This window comes from Janthinobacterium sp. TPC_1 (assembly GCF_056037845.1).
The window spans coordinates 5,274,675-5,296,767 of the sequence record NZ_CP195157.1 but is presented as its reverse complement, the minus strand read 5'-3'; the positions used below and the strand labels follow the sequence as shown (position 1 = coordinate 5,296,767).

Genomic DNA, 22,093 nt, shown 5'->3' with positions numbered 1-22,093 from the left:
GGCGGGCTGGTATCGATGTCGAGCGCCCGCTCCTGCTGCGCGGCCCGGTTTTTTCAGCCAGAAGGTGCCGCCGATGCCGATGGTGGCCGTCACCTGCGCCAGCATGATACACAGAAAAAACTTCCAGAACAGGCGTCCCACGCTTACTCCTTGATCAGCTGGTAGCCGAGGCGGTACACGGTCTGCAGGCAGGAGCGGCCGTCGGCCAGGCTGCCCAGCTTGCGGCGCAGGCTGCTCAAGTGCACGTCGATATTGCGGTCGAAGCGGGCCATGGGCCGGCCCAGGCCCAGTTCCGACAGTTGATTCTTGCTCACAGGTTTGCCCGCGTGGCGCACCAGCACTTCCAGCAGGTTGAATTCCGTGCTCGTCAGCTCCAGGTGCGCGCCGGCCCAGGCGGCACGGCGCTGTTCCGGCCACATCGTCAATTGCCCCACGGTCAGCGGCGCCAGGCCCGACGTATCGTGCGGCGCCGCTTGTGAACGGCGCAGGATGGCGCGGATGCGCGCCGTCAGCTCGCGCGGCGTGCACGGTTTCGTCACGTAATCGTCGGCGCCCAGCTCCAGGCCCACGATGCGGTCCGTATCGTCGCCGCGCGCCGTCAGCATCAGAATGGGCAGGTTGCTGCCGGCACGGATGCGGCGCAGGGTTTCCAGGCCGTTCATGCGCGGCATCATGACGTCGAGGACGGCGATGGCATACAGGCCCGTCAGCGCTTCGGCCGCGCCGCTTTCGCCGTCATGCACGGCGCGGGCGTCAAAACCTTCCTGCGTCAGGTATTCCTGGAACATGCCGACCAGTTCCACGTCGTCATCGATTAACAAAACCTTGCTCATGCCTGTGCTTTTTCGGGTGAATATCGCCCGATGATAGCAGTCAACAGGGGCTGTTCAGGACGCTTTTACCCGCTTTTACATCGTGACGGCCACATGCCTGCTTACAGTCCTTTACACGCTTTTACGCGGCCCTAACGTTGCTTTACACGCTAGACGCCGACAATCAGGGCTGATCGCCACGAAAGGAAAGCCGATGAAACACCTGAGTATTGTCCTGTCCCTGTTGCTGCTGTCCGCCTGCAGCATGCCGCTGGTCGCCCTGGCCCAGCAGGAATTCGCGCCGGATGGTCCGCCGCCGCGCGCCATGCCGGGGCCGCCGCCGTTTTTGCACGGTATCGAACTGAGCGAAGCCCAGCAGGACAAGGTCTTCGCCGCCACGCACGTCCAGGCGCCCTTGCTGCGGGAACAGGAAAAGATCGCCTTCCAGGCCCACGCGCAGTTGCGCGCGCTGGCCGCATCCGATGCCTATGACGATGCCAGGGCCGGCGCGCTGGCCAGCACGGCGGCGCAAGCCATGGCGGCGATCAGCTTGCAGCAGGCGCGGCTGGAACAGCAATTGCTGGCCGTGCTGACGCCGGAGCAGCGCAAGCAGGCGCAACAGCGGCACGACGGCCGCTCCGGCCCGCGCCGGCCCCAATAAGCCAAAGGAGATTGAGCATGAGCATCAGTGCCTTGAGTTCGACCAGCGCCACCAGTCAGCTGAGCGCGTTCAGCCGCCTGGACGGCAGCGGCAGTTTCAGCAGTACCAGCAGCCTGGGCACGGCGAGTGCGGGCGGCAGCCTGTCCTCCAGCGGCAACCTGGTCAATACAACGGCTTGAAGCATGGAACGCAAGCTCGCCATTGCCGCCAGGAAAGTGCTCTCGCAACGGGCCACGCAAGCCCTGTTCTTGTGCGCCAGCCTGAGCCCCGCCTTGGCGGGCTTGCCCCACTTGATGGAGTATGTATGGAACTACATGGTCACGGTCTGGCATCCGACCTCGAAATGATGCGGCGACAGGCGGCCGAGCGGCGGCAAGTGCTGCGCTGGCTGCTGGCCGGCGCCGCCACCTTGCCCCTGGCCAGCTGCGGCGGCGGCACGGACGCCAGCGGTATCGCCGCAAGCAGCGGCTCTGCCGCTGCGGGTACGGCTACGACACCCGTCACGGGCGCCTGTTCCGTGATTCCCGAGGAAACGGGCGGGCCGTATCCGGCCGATGGCACGAACACGCATGGCGGCAGCATCATCAACGTGCTGAACCAGTCGGGCGTCGTGCGCAGCGATATCCGCGCCAGTTTTAACGGCGCCACGGGTGTGGCGGCGGGTGTGCCGCTGACCATCCATTTGCAGTTGCTCAACGCCAGCGGCAGCTGCGCCAGCTTGGCCGGCTACGCCGTGTATCTATGGCATTGCGACCGCGACGGTCTGTATTCGCTGTATTCGAGCGGCGTGACGGCGCAAAATTACCTGCGCGGCGTGCAGGAAACGGACAGCGCCGGCAACCTCAGCTTCACGACCATCTTTCCCGGCTGCTACGCCGGGCGCATGCCGCACGTGCATGTCGAGGTCTATCCCAGCCTGGCCAAGGCGGCTGCTGCCGCGAACCGCCTCAAGACCTCGCAGTTCACCTTCCCGATGGCAACCTTGAACGAGGCCTATACGGCCAGCGGCTACACGGCCAGCGTGCGCAACCTGGCGCAGATCAGCTATGCCAGCGACAACGTTTTCAGTGACGGCACCAGCCTGCAGATGGCCACGGTGACGGGCAATGCCACGCAGGGCTATGTCGCCACCCTGGTGATCGCCGTGAACGGTTAAGTTGCTGTCATGAAACCCAGGTCGCGCCGGCCGAAGTTGCCGATATTCGGGAACACGTCGGCCAGCTGGCTGTCGGCCACGCCGAACCACTTGGCCAGGGTGGCGCCGTACTGGTCGACGGAAGTGGTCGGCAGCAGGGCGCCGGAACCCACGTCCAGCGCATGGCCCAGGCCCGTGACGGGGAAGGCGCCGTAGATGTCGCCGCCCTTGACGGCGCCGCCCACGACAAAGTGGTGCGCGCCCCAGCCGTGATCCGTGCCGTCGCCGTTGCTGCTGAAGGTGCGGCCGAAGTCCGAGGCCGTAAACGTCGTCACCTGGCGCCGCACGTCGGCGCCCTGCAGGGCCGCCAGGGTCGCGTCGAAATACACCAGCGCGTGCGCCAGGCGCGCCATCAGGTCGCCATGCAGCTCCTTTTGGCGGTCATGCGTGTCGAAGCTGCCCAGGGTCACATAAAACACTTGCCGCTTTGCCCCCAGCGCACTGCGCCCGCCGATGATGCGCGCCACCGTCTGCAATTGCACGGCCAGCTGGTTGACGCCGGACGCGCCCGTGTTCGGATTGACATAGGGCGGCGGATTGGGCACGCCGCCCGCGCCGGCCGCCAGCATGGCGCCGCTCAGCACGCCCTGGCTGGAAATGGCGCGCTGCACCGTCGCCACGTGCTCCTGCTCCATCAGGTCGTCGCCCGCCGTGCTGATGATGTCGCGCAAGGCGGTCTCGCCCTCGGTGGTGCCGAACAGGTAACCGCTGCCGATATTGCGGATCGGCACGGCACCCGCCTGGCCCACCTGGAACTGGCGCACCTGGCGCCCGCTGAGGAAGAGGGCGTTCGAGGCGGCCGAGATGGCCGTAAACGTCGCATTCGCGTTGCCGGCGCCCAGCAGGTCGCCCAGACGCCCGCCCCAGCCGATGCTGGCGCCTTCCGGCAAGCCCGATTGCCAGGTCGATTGCTGGTCGTTATGCGAAAACAGCTTCGGCGGCAGCGCCACGGTGCCCGCCTTGTATTGCGCCAGCGTCACGGGCTGGATCAGGGTGCCCACATTGGCAAGGATGGCGGCGCGGCCGCCGTCGAACAGGTCTTTCACGGGAGCAAGGGCGGGATGCAGGGCAAAGCTGCGGCCCGCCTGCGCCGTGGCGGGCACGATGGGCAGCACGCCGCCCGTTTCGCCGACCCCGGGCAGGTGGATGGAATCGCTGCCGCCCGTGTTGCGCAGGCGCACATATTCACTCCAGGACGGCGTGTCGGTGGCCAGCACCGTGTTGAAGGTATCGTTGCCGCCGGCCATGAACAGGCAGACGAGGGCCTTGTAGTCGTCGGCGGACTGGGCCGCAGCCTGGCCCATGGCGGCCAGGTTCAGGGCGAAGGGCGCGGCCGTGCTGCCGGCCAGGCCCAGCATGGAACCGAGGAAGCGGCGGCGCGAGAAATGAGAGGGGGTAGTCATGCAGCTTCCTTATTTTTGAACCAGGTACTCAGGCGAGGCCATGGCCAGGAAAATGGCCAGGTGCACGCGGTAGGTTTTCGCCGTCGTCACTTGCGCGGCATTGCTGCCGCTGGCGGCGGGAATCGCGATGCTCGTGACGGCTGACAGGATTTTGGTGCGCAGCCGGGACGACATATTGCCGGACATCAACAGCAAGTTGACCCGGTCCAGCAAGGCGGCCGGCTGGTCGGCCAGGGCCAGTTCGGCCGAGTAATCGGCCCGCACGGCGCGGTTTTCCGCCACGCCGCCGCTGATGGCATCCTGCATGAAGTTCAGGTAGCCGGTGACGGACGGCTCCGACGTGATCTGCATTTCCGGCGCCACCAGGCCCGCCGTGGCCAGCGCCGAATTGGGCGGCACGTACGAGGGGCGGAAGTAGTTGAAGACGGACGGCGCGTTCATGGGATTCTGGCCCAGTCCCGACAGTGGGTCGCTCAGATAGTAGATGCGGTATTGCAAGGCGGCATCCCTGGCGTGAAACGCGCGCATCCAGTTAGCCAGGCGCACCAGTGGTTCGCGCAATTTGCCCGTGCGCAAGCTGCTGCCGGCAGGCGCCAGGGCTTCGGGATCGAGCAGCACGGCGCGGATCACGGCCTGCATGTCGCCGCGCACGCCCGAACCATTGTTGGCAAAGGCGGCCGCGACCCGGCCCACGTAGGCGGGGCCGGGATTGCTGGTCACTAAGCGCTGGATCAGCTGGCGGCCAAAGAAGGGGCCCGCGTTCGGATGGTTGAACAGGGTGTCGAGGGCCAGCGCCATGTCCGCTTCGCCGCCGGCCGCGCCCGCCGCGCTGACGCCCAGAAAGCGTTTTTCGCTGGTCGAGTGATACGCCGCATAGAGCTGCATCGGCTTCCAGTCGCGGTCCGGATCGGCCACGCTGCCAAAAAAACGGTTCGCGGCCTGGTCCGGCCCGGCCCAGCTCCAGCCCGTAAACACTTTTCGCCAGTCCGCTCACATCGTCGCGCGTGTAAGTGTCGATGGGTTTGCCGCCGGACAATTTCAATGACCCATCCGCATTCAGCTGGTACAGGCCGATGGTAAACAGCTGCATCACCTCGCGCGCGAAATTCTCGTCGGGCGTGCGCGTGGCCGATTCCTTCTGGTTGCGCAGGTGCGACAGATACAGCCCCATCATCGGATGGGTGGCCACGCCTTGCAGCAGGGTGCGGAAGTTGCCGAACGCATGTTGCCCCAGCATATCGTAGTAGCTGGCGACACCCCGCGTTTGCGGCCACACGGCCTCGTTTTGCGTGGAAACGACGAAGATTTCCGACAAGGCAAAGGCCACGCGCTGGCGCAACTGGTCGTCGCCGCGCACGGCCTGCTGCCAGAACGATTCATAGAAGTCGTTCGGCCTGGCCTGGGTCGCCGCCGCGCCCGCTGCGGGATATTTGGCGTCGATATATTTGCGGTGCAAGGTTTGCGGCTTGGAAAACTGCGCGCGGAACCAGGCGTCGCTATCGCTGGCGGCCAGCGCATCGATGGCCGCCATGTCCGGCCCGAACGTGGCGCGGCCCAGGAAACGCGACGCTTCCTGGCGCGAGAAGGTGGCCGTCTGATTCGCCGGCGGCGTGGTCAGGGGCGGCGGCGGAATGGTATCGCCTGGCGCGGTGCCGGGGGCGGTGGTCGCCGGCGGGACGGCTGATATGTCCGGATTCGGGGTGGAGCCGGTCTTGCTGTCGCCGCCACCGCCACAGGCGGAAAGCAGGCTGAGCAAGGTAATGGCCAGCAAGCGGCGCAAAGTAGGGTCAGTCATTTAGTTTCTTTCAGGCAATCAAATTCTGGCCCGCTAATTGTAGGGCTTGCCTACCAAAATCCTGTTTCCAATTAACTATTTACGTGTTGGCCACGTTTATTTTTGCTGTGCGTTGAGGTGGCGTTGGCGGTGTTTTCGGCGAGGTAGGGCGAAGTTTATTTTTTGAAAATGGAAAATTTTTTTTTGCCGGGTACGGCCACTGTGGCGGATAGGCCACGTAATCATTCCTGCCAATTAAGCTTGTTTGAAAGCTCATCTTGACAACGAAACCCGCTTCGCCGGCAACGGTGGTTTTTACGCTATCGGCGAAACGCCGTTCGCCGCTGGCGCCGTTCTTTCCCCTTGGCGTATGGCTGGCATGACCCTTGCGTAAGGGAGGCATGGGCCACTGGCCCGACTTCTCCGGAGCCTGTCATGACCAGCCGCCTGCTTGCCTATCGTCCCGAAATGGAATTACCCGACGCACCGGCCACGCCGCCCCTGCAGCAGGAAGATGAGCTGGCCCTGGCGGCGCACTTGCTGGAATTGCAGGGGCCGGCCCAGTTCGATGCTTTCCTGGCGCGCCAGCTGGGCGCCACGGCGGCGGGCCAGCAGGTGCGCGGCACGCCGCTGGAAGGGCCGCTGCGCCAGCTGCTGGGCAAGGTGGTGGCGCCCCTGCTGCCGCTGCACGGCGGTTCGCCGCAGGCGCTCAAGCGGCGCGCGGCAGGCATCTTCGGCATGGAACTGGAAGGATTGAGCCCGGAAGACAAGGAATTCGAACTGGCGCGCCAGGTCGTGCATCTGATCGATGCCGTCAATACGGCACTGGCGCAAGACGGCATGGACCGGCGCGCGCCCGGGGCGCGGGTGGAAACTGCCCTGCTGCAAGTGGCGCGCAGCGTGGCGCCAGGCTTGCTCAGGCAGGCGGCGCAAACGCCGGGACGGGACGCTGGCCGCTGGCGCCGCGAGGGCGGGCACATCGTCGTGCTCGATTGTTAGCCGGACGGCCAGTTCGTCCGGCACTGTAGTGTCAACCGAGGTGCTAACTTTGAGGAGCTCATCATGCATGACTTAGATCGTACGACCCTGGAATACGGGCAGGAGATGTCCGGCTTTGAAGCGGAGCAGTTCGAGTTCGGCCAGGGCGAGTGGAGCGGCGAGGGCGGCTCAAACGCGATGTTTTCCGAAGCCGAGGAGATGGAACTTGCCAATGAACTGCTGTCGGTCAGCAATGAAGCCGAACTGGAACAGTTTCTTGGCAATTTCCTGCGCAAGGCCGCCTCCGTGGCGGGCGGCATCATCAAGTCGCCCGTGGGACAAGCCATCGGTGGCGTACTCAAGGGCGTGGCGAAGAAGGCGATTCCCCTGGCCGGCGGCGCCATCGGCGGCTATTTCGGCGGCCCGCTGGGGGCCAAGATCGGCAGCGGCCTCGCTTCGGCGGCCGGCAGCGCGCTGGGGCTGGAAGGAGAGGCGTCGTCGAATGAAGACCGCGAATTCGAGGGCGCCAAGCAGTTCGTGCGCCTGGCCGCCGATACCGTCAACCGCGCCGCGCAAGCGCGCGGTGCGGGCGACCCGCGCGCCATCGCCCAGGCGGCGGCCAGCGCGGCGGCGCGCCAGTTCGCGCCCGGCTTGCTGGGCCGTCCCGGAGGCCAGGTCGCGGTGCAGAATGGCAGCGGCGCGGGCAGCCAGGCGCCGGGCGCCGCGCGCAGCCAGGCCGGCATGCGTCCGTCCAGCGGGCGCTGGGCGCGGCAAGGCCACAAAATCGTCCTGTACGGCGTCTGACATCATGGCCATCGGCGCTTACGCCGCCTGGATGCTGGCACAGGAGGCGCGCTCGCTGCTGACGCGGCTGGCGCGGCTGGAGCCGTTCGCGCTGATCGAGCCGACGGTGCTGGCAGCGGCCCTGATGCCCAGCGCCCAGTCGGCCATCGAAAGCCAGTTGGTGCAGGGCCGGCGCGAATTGCGGCGCATGGTGGCCCAGTTCCAGGCCTGGCTGCGGCGCGAAGCGGCCGATGGCGCCAGCATGGCCACCGCCGCCGAGGCACAGCGCCGCTTCACCTTCCTGCGCCTGAAATTCAACGCCGCGCTGACCCAGTTCGACCTGTTCAACGAAGTCATCACGCAGCGCAGCGAGCACAAGACGGGCGTGTGGCTGGCCGGCCTCGACATCGTCGCCGCCGACGCGCTGGCGCTGCCCGGCAATGTGTACCAGGCGCCGCCCGTGATCTGCTACCTGGACCGGGGGCCGGGCGCCGCCATCCGCCGCGCGCGCACGCGCCTGCCGGGCGGCGGCGACAATCCCGTCGCCATCATCCGCCTGCCGCGCGAACGCATGATCGGCAGCAGCATCGCCTCGTCGCTGGTGCACGAGGTGGGCCACCAGGGCGCGGCCCTGCTGGACCTGGTGGCGTCCCTGCGGCCCATGCTGCAAGCCATGCAGCATGGCGGCAGCGGCCTGGTGCACGTGTGGCAGCTGTGGGAGCGGTGGATTTCCGAGATCGTGGCCGATTTCTGGTCGCTGGCGCGGGTCGGCGTGGCTGCCACCCTGGGCCTGATCGGCGTGGTCAGCCTGCCGCGCGTGTTTGTCTTCCGTCTCAATATCGACGATCCCCATCCGGTGCCCTGGCTGCGGGTACGCCTGAGCTGCGCCATGGGACGGGCCTTGTATCCGCATCCGCAATGGAGCCGGCTGGAGCAGCTGTGGCTGTCGTACTACCCGCTGACCGGCCTGCCGCCGGCCCGCCAGCGCCTGCTGGAGCAGCTGCAGGCCAGCATGGCGGCCCTCGTGGGCTTGCTGGTGCAGCACCGCCCGCCGGCCTTGCGCGGCGGCTCGCTGGCCGAGGCGATGGCCGTGCACACGCGCCAACCGGCCATGCTGGCGCGGCTGTTTCGCAGCTGGAACCTGGCGCCGGGGCAGATGTACGCGGCCGCGCCGACCCTGGTGTTCGCCGTGCTGGGCCAGGCGCGCGCCAGCGGCAGCCTGAGTCCGGAAGACGAAAGCGAGCTGCTGGGACGCCTGCTGACCCACTGGGCCCTGCGCAGCACCCTGGACACGTCGGAGCTGTGCGCCGACGTCGTGCGGCATGGCCGCCGGCCCGGCAGGGCGGTAGCGCCCCTGGCATCCCGTTTGATTATCCATTGAGGAGAATGACATGAGCAGCAAGATCAGCAGCAAGATGGGTGGCAAGAGCAGGGGGGCGGGCCAGGCTGGCCCGATACACCGCGGCGGCAGCATCGCCGTGACCGTACACGAACAGGATAGCGGGGTCATGGTCGTCAATGCCGCCGTCAGCCTGTACCGGGGGCTTGACGCGGATTGCCATAATTTCGATCCCGCCACCTGGGTAGCTGATCCCGCCATGCTGGTGGGCGTGCGCTGGACGGATGGCCGTGGCTGCACCGTGTTTTCCGACCTGGCGACGGGCAGCTACGTGGGGGTGTACGGCAATTTCCCCACCACCGCGCCCCAGTGCGTGACGGTGCAGGCAGGCTGCAGCGCCGTGCTGTGCTTCAAGCCCCACCTCAATCCGCAGGTCGGGCTGGCATTCGAGACGCCCGAATGCCAGCCCAGCGATTGCAATTTCGGCAGGGTGGGCGACCGCGCCGTGGCCAGCGTCTCGTTTGACGGCGATCAAAGCGCCGATGGACGCGACCTGGTGCAGGTGCTGGCCGCCTCGCCGTGGGTACCCCTGCGCGCGGCACGCCGAACGCGTTTTCCACGCCCGTGCGGCGCGCCGGCATGCACCGTTTCGCGGCGCAGATGATGTTGTCGCAGCGGCCGGAACTGCGCAGCGCCTTGCCCGTGCCCGAGGGGCTGAGCCCGAACGCCATGCTGGCCGTGGACGCGGAATACGAGACGGAAGAGCGCCAGCCGCAGCCCATCTCCGGCAATGTGGGCGTGTCGCTGACGCGCACGGAAACGGAGCCGACGGAAGACTTGCCGCTGTGGACCCTGATACGCAACAGCACCGAGGCGATGTCGTTTACGAATTACCTGCATTTCATGGACAGCCTGTTTTGCGGCGACCTGGCCAATGTGCGCGGCTTCGAGCAGGAACGCTTCGTCAAGAAGGCCGACATGTTCCAGCAGCTCAAGCAGCGCCGCGCGCTGCCATTCTCGGATTCGGATTCCTACCGCGTGCTGAAAGTGGCGACGGAAGCGTTCGTGATGGTCAATTGCGGCGTGCTGAACCAGCCGCTGGCCTTCAATCCGGCCGAGGACAACGCCTACCTGGACCGGCGCGACATTCCCCAGGGACGCGACCTGGAAACCGTGCTGCGCAACGATTACCTGGAAAACATCGATGGCTTCCAGACCTTGCCCTACCTGGCCGTGATCCGCCGCAAGCTGCCCGACATCCCCATCAGCATCCCGCGGGGCAGGAGGGCGAAGTCGACCTGTGCTTTGGCATCATCCAGGAAAAGCTGGCCAATCCTTGCCTGCTGGAACTGATCTGGTCGTATTGGCATGAAGAAGGCATGCTGGTGCAAACCATGAATGCCATCACGCAGCGTTTCCAGAACCTGCGCGCGTCCGGCGGCGGCCTCGATCCCCTGTCGAACACGGAAATCGACATGCTGCGTCCCCTGAATAACTTGCTGTGGGGATACACGCAAGATGAGCAGCACCGGCTGACCGTGGTGCGCCGCAACTACGAGTACGACCACCATTACGGCGTGCGGCTCGATGGCAAGGCGGTGCAGCACTTCCGGCCGGCCGACAGCCGCTCGAAATTCCTCGAAGCGTTCCACCATTTGCTGCGCCTGCTGACCTCGTTCTACAAGCAGGACGACGACACCACCGTCAAGGCGGATGCCTTCCCCGTGCTGAATGCCTTGAAGGAAATCCACCTGATCCTGTCGCAGGGCGCGCACAACCAGTTCGGCGACTTGCCGTCGACGGCGCGCATCGAGATGCTGATGCAGCAATGGATGCTGGCGCGGCCCGAGTTCCGCGAATTTTTGCCCACGCGCGTGATGGTGGCGTATCCGGAACCGTGGATGGACCGCGTTGATGCCATGAAGAAACTGCAAGGCTGGACCGATACGAGCGTGATGCATTTCCGCAACCTGGCCATCTTTGGCGAGCAATTGCTGCTCTCCGTGCGCTACGGCAACTGGAGCGATATCTATGAACCCACGCAAGCCTTCAACTGGGCGCGTTTCTGGCGTCCGCAAGTGCAGGGCTATATCCACGGCTACCGCGCCGCCACCGGGGTGGATTTGTCCGTCGACAGCAGCGACCCGGTGGTCGAAGCGACGATGCCCTCGGTGTTGCTGCGCCAGCGCCTGAGCCAGCAGCTGCGCAGTGTCTAGGGCGGGGGCGGGGCGCGTGCATGCTCGACTTTACCAGTGCCCTGTACCTGGGTATGCGCCATCCGGCGGCCGCGCTGGCGCCATGGAGCAGCTTGAGCCTGGGCCAGCCGGCGGCGCTGCGCGAGCTGCCGGGCGCGCAGGCGCTGGCAGCAAGCCTGGCGGTGCTGCAAGGTTGCGAGGCGGCTTGCGTGCTGCCGTCGACCCTGCACCTGTTCTGGGACCTGTTCGGCATGCTGGCTGCCGAGCGGCTCGTGATCCTCATCGATGGCGGCAGCTACGCCATCGCCCGCTGGGGCGCCGAGCGGGCGCGGGCGCTGGGCTTGCCGCTGCGTTTGTTTCCCAGCGGCGAGATGGGAACATTGCGGCGCCTAGTGGCGGCCTGGGGCAGGCAAGGGCGGCGTCCCTTGATCCTGGCCGATGGCTATGTGCCGGGCAGCGAGCAGGCCTTGCCGCTGGCCGCCTATGCGGCCCTGGCGCGCCAGGGGGGCGGCTATCTGCTGCTGGACGATACACAGGTGCTGGGCGTGATGGGCGCGCACGGTGGCGGCTCGGCGCGGCTGCATGGCTTGCCGGGCGGCTACGACAAGGCGGGCGGCCACCTGATCGTCGGCGCCTCGCTGGCCAAGGGTTTTGGCGTGCCGCTGGCCGTGCTGGCAGGCAGCGGCGCCCTGCTGCGGCGCTTCGAAGCGCACAGCCAGACGCGCGTGCATGCCAGCCCGCCCTCGGCCGCCGTGCTGGCGGCGGCGCGGCGGGCGCTGGTGCTCAATGCGCGGCACGGCGACGTCCTGCGCGCCAGGCTGGCGGACAGGGTGGCGCAATGGCGCAGCGGAATGGCGGCTGCCGGCATCGCTTGCCGGGGCGGCAGCTTCCCCGTGCAGCGCCTGCCCGGACGCGCCCACTTGCAGCCAGCCTTGCGCGCGGCTGGCGTGCTGGCGCTGGCGCAAGCGGGGGATGGTCCCGGCGCGCTGACTTTTCTGCTGCGGGCCGACCAGGCGCCCGGGCAACTGCAACAGGCAATGGACTTGCTTGAACATCACATCAGGAGGCGATATGAACGAAGCGTTTGAAATGCTGCCCTTTGCGGGGCAGCCAACAGGGGCCGGCGAGCAGGAGTGGCTGGGGGAATGGTCGCAGGAGTGGTCGCAGGAATGGCAAGGGGAGGACGAAGCCGAGGCCGAATGGGAGGGCGAACGCCCGCGTCCCGGTAGCGCTCGCGGCGCTATGCGCGGCGGCGGGCTGCGCGCGCGGCCACCGTTGCGCGGACAGCGCCGTCCCGCGCCGCCGCGCTACCAGGGGCAGGGCCGCCGGCCGCCCCGCTATGCTGCCCAGCCCTTGCCCTATCTGCCGCCGCGCTACCGGGGCTGGGGCGGCTATCCCGCCATTTATCCACGCTGTATCCCGCGCCCTATCCCGTGGCGGAACCGGCTTTTGGCGACCAGCAGGAGCCGGATGCGGACCAGGGACTGGACCAGGGGGCGGATCAGGGGCAGGACGACGGCCAGCAGCAGGGCGAGATCCCGCCCACCCTGGCCGGCACCATGGGCCGGGTGCCGGAAGCGGCCGCCCTGAATTACCTGGCGCTGGGGACGCTGGCCAATGCCCTGCTTGACCCGAATGGCCGGGGGCCGGGCATGTACGTGATCGAATTCGATGCGGGCGGGCGGCGCCGCGCCTACAGCGGCCAGACGGACGATCTGCACCGGCGTTTGCTGCAGCACCGGCTGTGCGGCCAGATGATGGGCGTGGACCTGAGCGGGCACCAGGTGTACGTGGCGCCCCTGTCCTCGGCGGCGCAGCGGCGGCGCATCGAGCAGCGCATCCACGACGACATGTTTGCCAACCAGCGCGGCGTGCTGACCAACCAGCGGCGCGAACTGGAACTGGCCGTGCTCGGTGAAATGTGGAGTTGACGATAGCACCTTGATAACTGCGAAGGAGAGCATCATGCACCAACTCGAATGCGCATGCGCGCAATGCCGGCAACGGGCCGGCGCCGCGTTTGAAGTGCTGGAATTCGGCCGGGACTGGCCCGGCAAGGGCACGGCGCCGGCCGTCTTCGGCGAAGAGGAGGAATTGCAGCTGGCCATGGAATTGCTGGAAGTGGCCAGCGAGGAGGAACTCGAGCAGTTTCTCGGCAATGTCTTCAAGAGCGTGTGGAAGGGCGTCAAGAAGGTGGGTTCCACCATCGCCAAGGTGGCCAAGCCCCTGGGCGGCGCCTTGAAGGCCGTGGCCAAGACGGCCTTGCCCTTTGTCGGCGGCGCCCTCGGCTCGATGATCCCGATACCGGGCGTGGGCACGGCGCTGGGCTCGGCCCTGGGGCGCGCGGCCAGCAATGCGCTGGAGCTGGAAATGGCAGCCGAGGCGCCGGCCGACCGCGAACTGGAGATGGCGCGCCGTTTCGTGCGCATCGCGGGACAGGCGGCCCGCCTGGCGGCCGACGGCGATGGCAGTGCGCGCGCCGTGGAAAGCGCGCTGACGCGGGCCCTGCACCAGCAATTGCCGCATTTCCGCTCGCCTGCGCCGCAGCAGGAGGAGGAAAGCGGGCGCTGGCGGCGGCGCGGCAACCGCATCGTCGTCATGGGCGACTGGAACTGAGCGCAGGGAGGCGGCCATGGCGCTGGTCATCGATAGCCACTGCCACGCCGGTCCCGGCGACGGCTTGAGCGGGCCGTGGGACAGCGATGCGCCGCTCGATGCTTATTTGCGCCGCGCCCAGGCGGCCGGCATCGCCCGCAGCGTGCTGTTCGCTACATTTCACTCCGATTACGCGATTGCCAACCACGGCGTGGCGCGCCTGGTCGCTGCCGATCCCCGGCGTTTTTACGGCTTTGCCTTCGTGCATGCGCGGCGCGACCGGGGCCGCATCCAGGACTTGCTGCGCACGGCCGTCGAGCGCTACGGCTTTGTCGGCATCAAGGCGCACCGCTTGGACGCGCGCATCAGCGGCGAAGTGTGCGACGCAGCCCGCTTCTTCGGCTTGCCCGTGCTGTACGACCCGGCCGGCGAAGTGGCCGTGGCCGAACTGCTGGCGCAGCAGTATCCCGACGTCAACTTCATCCTGCCCCACCTGGGCAGCTTCGCCGACGACTGGGCGGCCCAGCTGGCGCTGATCGATCACCTGGTTCGTCACGCTAACATTTATACGGACAGTTCCGGCGTGCGCCGTTTCGACTTGCTGCAGCAGGCCGTGCGGCGCGCGGGGCCGCACAAGGTCTTGTTCGGCTCGGATGGCCCCTGGCTGCATCCGGGGCTGGAATTGCACAAGATTGAGCTGCTGGGCTTGCCGTCGCTGGATATGGCGCTGATCACGGGGGGGAATTTTTTGCGGCTGGCGGGACTGGCTTGAGGCAGATCAAAGCGCGGCTGGCGAGGCCGGCAAGGCGGCTGCAGCCGCTTGCGTCGCGCAGGCAGCCGCCTTGCGGCGTATCTGCAGGGCGCGGTCCGTCACGCCCAGGCGGGCGGCGGCGCGCTGGTTGTTGCCGTGTTCATCGGCCAGCACCAGGCGGATGGCCATGTCGGTGGCGCAGCGCGTGATGTGCGACAGCTTGCAGCCCTGGGCCAGGGCGCGCCGCACGGCCGCCTCGAAGTGCTGGTCGGGCCACAGCGGCGCCAGCAGCCGCTCTTCGGGGGGCAGGGCGCCGATGGTGATGGGGCCGGGGCCGCAATGGCGGTGCCAGATGCGCGTGACGGTCTGGCGCAGTTCGCGCACATTGCCCGGATAGTCGCGCAGCAGCAAATATTCGCGCACGGCGGCGTCCAGCGGCGGCGCGGGGCGTTGCGCCAGTTCGGCCAGGAAATGGCGGGCCAGGGGCAGGATATCGTCCTGGCGTTCGCGCAGGGGCGGCGCCTGGCAACGCCAGCCGGCGATACGGTAGTACAGGTCGGCGCGGAAGGCGCCGCGCGCCACTTCGTCTTCCAGTTCGCGGTTGGTGGCGCACACCAGCCGAAATTGCGTCGGCTGCCAGGTATTGCCGCCCACGCGCTTGTATTTGCGCTCCTGGATGGCGCGCAGCAGCTGCGCCTGCAGGGGCAGCGGCAGTTCGCCTACTTCGTCGAGAAACAGCACGCCGCCGTCCGCCAGGGCGAAAGCGCCGTCGCGCGCGCCAGACGCGCCCGTAAAGGCGCCCCGTTCATGGCCGAACAGTTCGCTGCCGGCCAGGTCCGGCGACAGGGTGGTGCAGTCGAGAATGGTGAAGTCGCCGCTGCAGTTGCCGAGGCGGTGGACCAGTTGCGCCAATAAATCCTTGCCCGTGCCCGTTTCGCCCGTGATCAGCACGGAGGCCTGGCTGAAGGCGGCCATTTCCACCACCTGGTGCAGCAAGGCGGTCCAGGCCGCGCTGTCGCCCACCAATTGCCGGCGCACGGCGCTGGATGCCAGCAGCTGCGCCACGGCTTGCCAGCGCTGCAGGCGCGCCAGCACCGGGGCCGCATCGGCGCCGCCGGCCGGCCACAGCAGCACATCGCGTGCGCCAGCGGCCATCAGGGCCCGCTGTTGCGCGCAGCTGGGGGGCTGGCCGCAGGCGGCAATGGCCAGCACGCGGGCATGGCCGCACAGCGCCGGCAGCGCCTGCAGCAGCGCCGCATCGGCCTCGGCAAACAGCACGATGCCCGCGCTGTCTTCTTCACCATCGTGCCGCCGGGCTACAGTTACCTGAGCCTGCTTCAATGCCGCCATCAGCAAGGCGCCACTGCCAGCCGCCGCCTGCTGCACGATTTCCAGCCACACCTTGAGCGTCATATGCCAGCCATCACGAGGGCACGAGTCGCCCATCTTAGAAGCCCGATACCCCAGCCGTTTGATCTGGCGCAAGCGTGCGCGGGAGGCGCACAATGAAAAACGCCGCCTGATGCACATCAGGCGGCGCTATTAATGAAGTTCAACGAACGTCACGAGAGTGCCTAGAAACGTTCAGGGCAAGGCGCGTTGCCGAAGACAGTACGAATAGTACGGCGAGGCAATGCAACGCCGCCATGGACGTTTTCTAGGTGCTCTAGTCCTGACGAACGCAGTCGACGAAGTAACCGCGCTTGCCATCGACCTCGCGTTTCACAAGACCATGCACATCCGTCTCGAAGCCGGGGAAGCGCTCGTTGAAGTCGCGCGCGAAGCGCAGGTAGTCGACGATGGTCTTGTTGAAGCGCTCGCCCGGGATCAAGAGCGGGATGCCCGGTGGATACGGCGTCAGCAGGATGGACGTGATGCGGCCTTCCAGTTCGTCGATGGCCACGCGCTCGATTTCGCGGTGCGCCATCTTGGCGAACGCGTCCGACGGCTTCATGGCGGGGATCATGTCCGACAGATACATTTCCGTCGTCAAGCGCGCCACGTCGTAGGCCTTGTAGAAATCGTGGATTTGCTGGCACAGGTCGCGCAAGCCCATTTTTTCGTAGCGTGGGTTGGCCGCCGCGAATTCCGGCAGGATGCGCCACATCGGCTGGTTCTTGTCGTAATCGTCCTTGAACTGCTGCAAGGCCGTCAGCAAGGTGTTCCAGCGGCCCTTGGTGATGCCGATGGTAAACATGATGAAGAACGAATACAGGCCGCATTTTTCAATGATGACGCCATGCTCGGCCAGGTATTTGGTGACGATGGACGCGGGAATGCCCGTGTCGCCGAACTGGCCGTCCAGCGACAGGCCAGGGTTGACGATGGTCGCCTTGATCGGGTCGAGCATGTTGAAGCCGGGAGCCAGGTCGCCGAAGCCGTGCCAGTCATCCTCGGCGCGTATCATCCAGTCTTCCTGCTGGCCCATGCCTTCGTCGTTGAAGCTGGACGGGCCCCACACCTGGAACCACCAGTCCTGGCCCCATTCCTGGTCGATCTTCTTCATGGCGCGGCGGAAATCGAGCGCTTCCATGATCGATTCTTCCACCAGGGCCGTGCCGCCCGGCGCTTCCATCATGGCCGCGGCCACGTCGCACGAGGCGATGATGGAATACTGCGGCGAAGTCGAGGTGTGCATCAGGTAAGCCTCGTTGAAGGCGTCCTGGTCCAGCTTGACCGTGTCCGATTCGCGCACGAGGATTTGCGAGGCCTGCGACAGGCCTGCCAGCAATTTGTGCGTGGACTGGGTCGAGAAGATCATCGATTCCTTGGCGCGCGGACGATCCTTGCCGATGGCGTGCATATTCTTGTAGAAATCGTGGAAGGTGGCGTGCGGCAGCCATGCTTCGTCGAAGTGCAGGGTGTCGATCTTGCCGTCGAGCATTTCGCGCAGGGTTTCCACGTTGTAGATCACGCCATCGTAGGTCGATTGCGTGATGGTCAGAATGCGCGGCTTCTTGTTCTTCGCCTCGCGCGCGAACGGGTTCGCCTCGATCTTGCGGGCAATGCTTTCCGGCGTGAATTCGTGCAGCGGGATGGGGCCGATGATGCCCAGGTGGTTGCGTGTCGGCATCAGGAACACGGGAATCGCGCCGCACATGATGATCGAGTGCAAGATTGATTTGTGGCAATTGCGGTCGACGACGACGATGTCGCCGGGCGCCACGGTCGAGTGCCACACCATCTTGTTCGAGGTCGACGTGCCGTTGGTGACGAAATAGCAATGATCGGCATTGAAGATGCGCGCCGCATTGCGTTCGGACGCGGCGACAGGACCCGTATGGTCGAGCAGCTGGCCCAGTTCCTCGACGGCGTTGCAGACGTCGGCGCGCAGCATGTTTTCACCGAAGAACTGGTGGAACATCTGGCCGATCGGCGACTTCAGGAACGCCACGCCGCCCGAGTGGCCGGGGCAGTGCCACGAGTAGGAGCCATCGTTGGCGTAGTGCACCAGCGCGCGGAAGAACGGCGGCGACAGGCCGTCCAGGTAGGATTTCGCTTCGCGGATGATGTGGCGCGCGACGAATTCCGGCGTATCTTCGAACATGTGGATGAAACCATGCAGTTCGCGCAGGATATCGTTGGGGATGTGGCGCGAGGTGCGCGTTTCGCCATACAGATAAATCGGGATGTCGGCGTTCTTGTAGCGGATTTCCTCGACGAAGGCGCGCAGCGACTTCAAGGCGTGATCGGTTTCCTCGATGGAACCGCCGCCGAACTCTTCATCGTCGATCGACAGCACGAAGGCCGATGCGCGCGATTGTTGTTGGGCAAATTGCGACAAATCGCCGTAGCTGGTCACGCCCAGCACTTCCATGCCTTCTTTTTCCATTGCGGCGGCAAGGGCGCGAATGCCCAGGCCGGACGTATTTTCAGAACGGAAATCCTCGTCAATGATGACGATGGGGAAACGAAATTTCATGCATGTCTCCAAAAAAGCAAGCCGCCCCTGACTTATGTGGAGGGGCGGACTAGGGCGCGACGGTCAGGCGGTAGTACAACCCGGCAGCCGCAGAAAAAAAATAAGAACGGGATTCTCGCAGAAATGCGGCGTCTCTGCGGGAAAAAAAATATCAGCCCTCAGCCTCACAAGCTTGCGCTAGCGTGACGCATGGGTGTGACAGGGGTATTACAGCAACATTCTGTCAATAACTATCAACCTTATCAGGCTTTGCGTTCCAGCGTGACAAAGGCGTAAGGCAGGCCGGATTTCTCCGATACATGGGCCTCGCGCGCGGTTTCTTGCCACAGAGCATGGTCCACGGCAGGGAAAAACGCATCGCAATCAAAGCTCTGGCCGATTTCCGTGACGATCAAGCGCTGTGTCAGGGGCAATGCTTGCCGGTAAATCTCGGCGCCGCCGATGACATAGCCTTCGGCGCCGTCCAGCAGGGCGATGGCCGCTTCCACCGACGGCACCGCTTCCACGCCTTCATGGCGCCAGTCGGCATTGCGCGTGATGACGATGTTGCGGCGGTTCGGCAGCGGCCGGCCGATGGAATCGAAGGTCTTGCGGCCCATGAGGATGGGGTGGCCCGTCGTCAAACGCTTGAAGTGCGCGAGGTCTTCCGGCAATTTCCACGGCAAGGTATTGTTGATGCCGATGCCGCCTTGCTGGTCGGTGGCGACGATGATGGTCAGTAAGCTCATTGGTTCTGTGAAAAAGGTGGGGGCGGGGCCCGATGCCCGTCATTATCGTTGAAATTGCCGGCAGCCTCCAGATGCGCACGCATGGCGTCGGCCAGCGGGCCCGGCGCTTCCAGCGGAATCATGTGGCCGGTGTTGTCTTTTAGTAATGCCAGGGTGGCCTGCGGCAGGCGGGCGGCCATGGCGCGCAGGTCGTCGGGATGGACGAGCTTGTCGTCTTCGGCGCCCACGATCAGCACGGGGAAATCGAGTTCCGGCAGGCGCGCCATCAGGTCGGGACGGTCGATGGTGGTGAGAAATTGCGCCAGCAGCACGTCCTTGCCCAGGTCCAGCCCCATTTGCCGGATCAGGCCCGTGATGGCGGGATCGTCCAGGTGTGACGGGTGCAGCAGTTCGCGCAGGCGCTGGTGCGTGATGCCCGCATAGGCATTGCGCTCGAGCATGGCGACGATGCGCTGGCGCGCTTCGATTTCCGCCGGCAGCAAACCTTTGGCCGAATTGGCGATCAAAGTGAGGGATTTCACACGCTGCGGGTGCGCCAGCGCGTGTTCGAGCGCCAGGTAGGCGCCCAGCGAAAAGCCCACCAGGTGGGCTTGTGGAGCGCTGTGGCTGGCGATCATCTGCTGCATCTGCGGGCGCGTGCGCGCCTGGTGCAGGGGGACGTGCCGCAGCTCAAAGGCGTCGCCCAGGGCAGGCGCCAGGCGCGACCACAGACGCTCGTCGCACAGGGTGCCGGGAATGCAGTCGAGTTGTATCTTGTTCAAGGACATCCCGGGTTCAAGTCGCTCATGGGGGTGAAAATTTTTGTCGAGCGGCATTATCCGTCATTTTGCGCATTAGGACAGCCGTTCGGTATTTTCCTCATGGCATTATTTTCAATAGTGCGCGGCTGACAAGCAGGAACTTTATGGTAGGCTCATGGCTCATCAAGCTGGCGTGCCGGCGGCGTGACTTGAAACACCGGATGCAACCCATTCATTACTAAATACTAAAGAGGAATTACCATGGCGATCAGTTTGCAAAAAGGCGGCAATGTCAACCTGAGCAAGGAAGCTCCCGGTTTGAAGAAAATCGTGATTGGCCTGGGCTGGGACCCGCGCGCCACCGATGGCGCCGCTTTTGACCTGGACGGCAGCGCCTTCCTGCTGAAAACGGATGGCAAGGCCCGCTCCGATGCCGATTTCATTTTTTATAACAACCTGAAGTCGGCCGACGGCTCCATCGTCCACGCGGGCGACAACACGACCGGCGGCGGCGATGGCGACGACGAGAAAGTGGCCGTCGACCTGGCCAACGTGCCCGCCGACATCGACAAGATCGCCATCGCCGTGACCATCCACGACGCGGAAAACCGCAAGCAGAACTTCGGCATGGTCGGCAAGGCCTACATCCGCTGCCTGAACGGCGACAACGGCGCGGAAATCGCCCGTTACGACCTGTCGGAAGACGGTTCGACGGAAGCGGCCATGATCTTCGGCGAAATCTACCGCGCCGGCAGCGAATGGAAATTCAAGGCGATTGGTCAAGGCTTTAAAGGCGGTCTGGGTCCTCTAGCCCGCTCGTTCGGCATTAACGCTTAAGAGCTCCGGAAAACGGCCCATGGCGGCGTTGCGCCGCCTCGCCGTACTATTCGTACTGTCTTCGGACGACGCGCCTTGCCCTGAGCCGTTGTCCGAAGCTCCCACACCTGAATACATGATCCCATGGAAAACCTGATCAAGGGGCAGCGCCTGGCGCTGTCCGGCCTCGTCACGGGCAACGTCGTGCAGCTGGGCCTCGCCAGTGCCGGCGTGGCGCTGGATTTTGCCTGTTTTGGCCTCGATGCCGCCGGTAAACTGTCCGACGACCGCTACATGACTTTCTTTAACCAGCCGCGCACGCCGTGCGGCGGCGTGGAAGCCTCGGCGCCGTCCGGCGATGCGGCCGGCTTCAGCTACCAGCTGGACCGTTTGCCTGCATCCATCGAGCGCCTCGTCGTCACTGCTGCCATCGATGGCGCCGCCACCATGGCGCAGCTGGGCAGCAGCTACCTGCGCCTGCTGGACGGCGGGCGCGAACTGGCCCGCTTCGCCTTTGCCGGGCCTGATTTTGCACAGGAAAAAGCCGTCATGCTGGGCGAGTTCTACCGCAAGGACGGCGGCTGGCGCTTCATGGCCGTGGGCCAGGGTTTTAACGGCGGCCTGGACGCGCTGGTCGCCCATTTCGGCGGCGAAGTGGCCGAGGCCGCGCCAGAGCCTGCGGCGGCGAAGATTTCCTTGTCGAAAATTTCGCTGACCAAGGCGGGGCAGACGCACAAGGTCTCGCTGGAAAAGGGCGCGGGCGCGCCGAAAAAACTCACCGTCAAGGCCACCTGGGTCGATAACGGCGACGGCGACGACGATAACGACGACCTCGACCTGCGCGTGGGCATCCTCTTGCCGAACGGCCAGATGCGCTTCATCCAGGCGCCGGACACGGCCGGGAACTTCGACAGCATGCCTTTCGTGCGCCACCTGGGCGACGTGGCGGGCGCGGCGGGCAAGGAGCCGGCCACGGAAACGGTGGAAGTCAATCCTGCGCTGGCGCAACATTACGGCGGCACGGTGGGCCTCGTCTTCAGCGTGTATTCGGCGGTGGCCAATGGCGCCGTCTCGGTCGCGTCCATGCGGCCGAAGATGGTGATGCAATATGGCCAGCAGATCGTCGAGTGCGACTTCGATTTCCGCCTGTCCAAGGCGGCCGACGACGATTCCGTCTACACCTATGTGATCGGCATGGCGCGCGTCACGCCCGACAGCATCATCCTGGAACCGTCCGGCAAGACGTCCGAGCCCGGCAGCGAAGCGACGCCGTGGCTGAGCTGGCAAGGCGAGAACCTGCAACTGGCCTTCAACGGTCCCGTCGTCTTCAAGGGCGAGGACAAGGAAGACGAAGATGATTGCAATGCCGATAACCCGCGCCGCTATATCGCCTAGGAGATA

General features: G+C 65.6%; 25 protein-coding genes and 1 pseudogene. 17 read left to right on the top strand and 9 right to left on the bottom strand.

Annotated features, from left to right (window positions below; genetic code table 11):
• Positions 1-143 precede the first annotated feature (143 nt).
• Positions 144-833, bottom strand: a complete 690-nt coding sequence (locus ACQVLG_RS25785) for a response regulator transcription factor (RefSeq protein WP_230539535.1) — start codon at positions 831-833, stop codon at positions 144-146.
• Positions 834-1,026: 193 nt separating this feature from the next.
• Here ACQVLG_RS25785 and ACQVLG_RS25780 point away from each other — a divergent pair, with 193 nt between their 5' ends.
• Genes ACQVLG_RS25780 through ACQVLG_RS25765 form a run of 4 tightly spaced genes read left to right on the top strand, consistent with a single transcriptional unit; the run spans position 1,027 to position 2,629 of the window.
• A complete protein-coding gene (locus tag ACQVLG_RS25780) occupies positions 1,027-1,473 on the top strand; it encodes a Spy/CpxP family protein refolding chaperone (RefSeq protein WP_474291670.1) in 447 nt (148 codons plus the stop codon).
• Positions 1,474-1,490: 17 nt separating this feature from the next.
• Entirely contained in the window at positions 1,491-1,652 is a 162-nt protein-coding gene (locus ACQVLG_RS25775) for a hypothetical protein (RefSeq protein ID WP_230539537.1), read from the top strand.
• Between the two features lie 3 nt (positions 1,653-1,655).
• A complete protein-coding gene (locus ACQVLG_RS25770) occupies positions 1,656-1,820 on the top strand; it encodes a hypothetical protein (RefSeq protein ID WP_230539538.1) in 165 nt (54 codons plus the stop codon).
• Positions 1,778-2,629, top strand: coding sequence for a dioxygenase family protein (locus tag ACQVLG_RS25765; protein WP_474291669.1), 852 nt, complete (start codon positions 1,778-1,780; stop codon positions 2,627-2,629). The genes ACQVLG_RS25770 and ACQVLG_RS25765 overlap by 43 nt, the downstream gene beginning before the upstream one ends.
• On the opposite strand, the gene ACQVLG_RS25760 is transcribed toward ACQVLG_RS25765, so the two are convergent.
• The 3 genes and pseudogenes from ACQVLG_RS25760 to ACQVLG_RS25750 all read right to left on the bottom strand — a co-directional run.
• Positions 2,626-4,071 (bottom strand): DUF1501 domain-containing protein, encoded by a 1,446-nt coding sequence (locus tag ACQVLG_RS25760; RefSeq protein WP_474291668.1) that lies wholly within the window; start codon positions 4,069-4,071, stop codon positions 2,626-2,628. The two genes, ACQVLG_RS25765 and ACQVLG_RS25760, sit on opposite strands and share 4 nt — an antisense overlap.
• Before the next feature lie 9 nt (positions 4,072-4,080).
• Positions 4,081-5,046, bottom strand: coding sequence for a DUF1800 family protein (locus ACQVLG_RS25755; protein ID WP_474291667.1), 966 nt, complete (start codon positions 5,044-5,046; stop codon positions 4,081-4,083).
• Positions 5,047-5,110: 64 nt separating this feature from the next.
• Positions 5,111-5,584, bottom strand: a pseudogene (locus ACQVLG_RS25750) (DUF1800 family protein); the annotation flags it as partial.
• On the opposite strand from ACQVLG_RS25750, the gene ACQVLG_RS25745 reads away from it, so the two are divergent.
• Positions 5,538-5,669, top strand: coding sequence for a hypothetical protein (locus ACQVLG_RS25745; protein ID WP_474295907.1), 132 nt, complete (start codon positions 5,538-5,540; stop codon positions 5,667-5,669). The pseudogene ACQVLG_RS25750 and the gene ACQVLG_RS25745 sit on opposite strands and share 47 nt — an antisense overlap.
• Positions 5,670-5,945: 276 nt before the next feature.
• Here the strand turns inward: ACQVLG_RS25745 and ACQVLG_RS25740 are convergent, their stop codons facing one another.
• Entirely contained in the window at positions 5,946-6,248 is a 303-nt protein-coding gene (locus ACQVLG_RS25740; protein ID WP_474291666.1) for a hypothetical protein, read from the bottom strand.
• A gap of 32 nt (positions 6,249-6,280) precedes the next feature.
• On the opposite strand from ACQVLG_RS25740, the gene ACQVLG_RS25735 reads away from it, so the two are divergent.
• From ACQVLG_RS25735 to ACQVLG_RS25690, 10 genes are all read left to right on the top strand, one after another.
• A complete protein-coding gene (locus ACQVLG_RS25735; protein ID WP_474291665.1) occupies positions 6,281-6,844 on the top strand; it encodes a hypothetical protein in 564 nt (187 codons plus the stop codon).
• Positions 6,845-6,907: 63 nt separating this feature from the next.
• The gene (locus ACQVLG_RS25730) at positions 6,908-7,627 is read left to right on the top strand and encodes a hypothetical protein (RefSeq protein WP_230539543.1); all 720 of its coding nucleotides are present in this window, start codon (positions 6,908-6,910) and stop codon (positions 7,625-7,627) included.
• A gap of 4 nt (positions 7,628-7,631) precedes the next feature.
• Positions 7,632-8,987, top strand: coding sequence for a hypothetical protein (locus ACQVLG_RS25725; RefSeq protein WP_230539544.1), 1,356 nt, complete (start codon positions 7,632-7,634; stop codon positions 8,985-8,987).
• Between the two features lie 10 nt (positions 8,988-8,997).
• Positions 8,998-9,609 (top strand): hypothetical protein, encoded by a 612-nt coding sequence (locus ACQVLG_RS25720; RefSeq protein ID WP_474291664.1) that lies wholly within the window; start codon positions 8,998-9,000, stop codon positions 9,607-9,609.
• Positions 9,525-10,298 carry a hypothetical protein gene (locus tag ACQVLG_RS25715; RefSeq protein ID WP_474291663.1) on the top strand — a complete coding sequence of 258 codons (774 nt, stop codon included), beginning with the start codon at positions 9,525-9,527 and terminating at the stop codon, positions 10,296-10,298. Before ACQVLG_RS25720 ends, ACQVLG_RS25715 begins: the two co-directional genes overlap by 85 nt.
• A gap of 26 nt (positions 10,299-10,324) precedes the next feature.
• Entirely contained in the window at positions 10,325-11,161 is an 837-nt protein-coding gene (locus ACQVLG_RS25710) for a hypothetical protein (protein ID WP_474291662.1), read from the top strand.
• Positions 11,162-11,181: 20 nt separating this feature from the next.
• The gene (locus ACQVLG_RS25705) at positions 11,182-12,228 is read left to right on the top strand and encodes an aminotransferase class I/II-fold pyridoxal phosphate-dependent enzyme (RefSeq protein ID WP_474291661.1); all 1,047 of its coding nucleotides are present in this window, start codon (positions 11,182-11,184) and stop codon (positions 12,226-12,228) included.
• 345 nt (positions 12,229-12,573) lie between these two features.
• Positions 12,574-13,071 carry a GIY-YIG nuclease family protein gene (locus tag ACQVLG_RS25700; RefSeq protein ID WP_474291660.1) on the top strand — a complete coding sequence of 166 codons (498 nt, stop codon included), beginning with the start codon at positions 12,574-12,576 and terminating at the stop codon, positions 13,069-13,071.
• Positions 13,072-13,105: 34 nt separating this feature from the next.
• Positions 13,106-13,756, top strand: coding sequence for a hypothetical protein (locus ACQVLG_RS25695; RefSeq protein ID WP_230539548.1), 651 nt, complete (start codon positions 13,106-13,108; stop codon positions 13,754-13,756).
• A gap of 16 nt (positions 13,757-13,772) precedes the next feature.
• Positions 13,773-14,507 carry an amidohydrolase family protein gene (locus tag ACQVLG_RS25690; RefSeq protein WP_474291659.1) on the top strand — a complete coding sequence of 245 codons (735 nt, stop codon included), beginning with the start codon at positions 13,773-13,775 and terminating at the stop codon, positions 14,505-14,507.
• A 6-nt stretch (positions 14,508-14,513) separates the two neighbouring features.
• Here the strand turns inward: ACQVLG_RS25690 and ACQVLG_RS25685 are convergent, their stop codons facing one another.
• The 4 genes from ACQVLG_RS25685 to ACQVLG_RS25670 all read right to left on the bottom strand — a co-directional run bounded on the left by ACQVLG_RS25685 (position 14,514) and on the right by ACQVLG_RS25670 (position 19,903).
• Complete coding sequence (locus ACQVLG_RS25685) at positions 14,514-15,899, bottom strand: sigma 54-interacting transcriptional regulator (protein ID WP_474291658.1); 1,386 nt, start codon at positions 15,897-15,899, stop codon at positions 14,514-14,516.
• Positions 15,900-16,152: 253 nt separating this feature from the next.
• On the bottom strand, positions 16,153-18,408 hold the full coding sequence (locus ACQVLG_RS25680) for an Orn/Lys/Arg family decarboxylase (protein ID WP_474291656.1): 2,256 nt from the start codon (positions 18,406-18,408) through the stop codon (positions 16,153-16,155).
• A gap of 242 nt (positions 18,409-18,650) precedes the next feature.
• Complete coding sequence (locus tag ACQVLG_RS25675) at positions 18,651-19,136, bottom strand: dihydrofolate reductase (protein WP_474291655.1); 486 nt, start codon at positions 19,134-19,136, stop codon at positions 18,651-18,653.
• Complete coding sequence (locus ACQVLG_RS25670; RefSeq protein ID WP_474291654.1) at positions 19,133-19,903, bottom strand: alpha/beta fold hydrolase; 771 nt, start codon at positions 19,901-19,903, stop codon at positions 19,133-19,135. Before ACQVLG_RS25670 ends, ACQVLG_RS25675 begins: the two co-directional genes overlap by 4 nt.
• Before the next feature lie 234 nt (positions 19,904-20,137).
• Between ACQVLG_RS25670 and ACQVLG_RS25665 the strand changes: the two genes are divergently transcribed.
• Together ACQVLG_RS25665 and ACQVLG_RS25660 are read left to right on the top strand one after the other, a co-directional pair.
• Positions 20,138-20,713 (top strand): TerD family protein, encoded by a 576-nt coding sequence (locus tag ACQVLG_RS25665; protein WP_077405537.1) that lies wholly within the window; start codon positions 20,138-20,140, stop codon positions 20,711-20,713.
• Positions 20,714-20,836: 123 nt separating this feature from the next.
• Positions 20,837-22,087 (top strand): TerD family protein, encoded by a 1,251-nt coding sequence (locus ACQVLG_RS25660; protein ID WP_474291653.1) that lies wholly within the window; start codon positions 20,837-20,839, stop codon positions 22,085-22,087.
• Positions 22,088-22,093 lie beyond the last annotated feature (6 nt).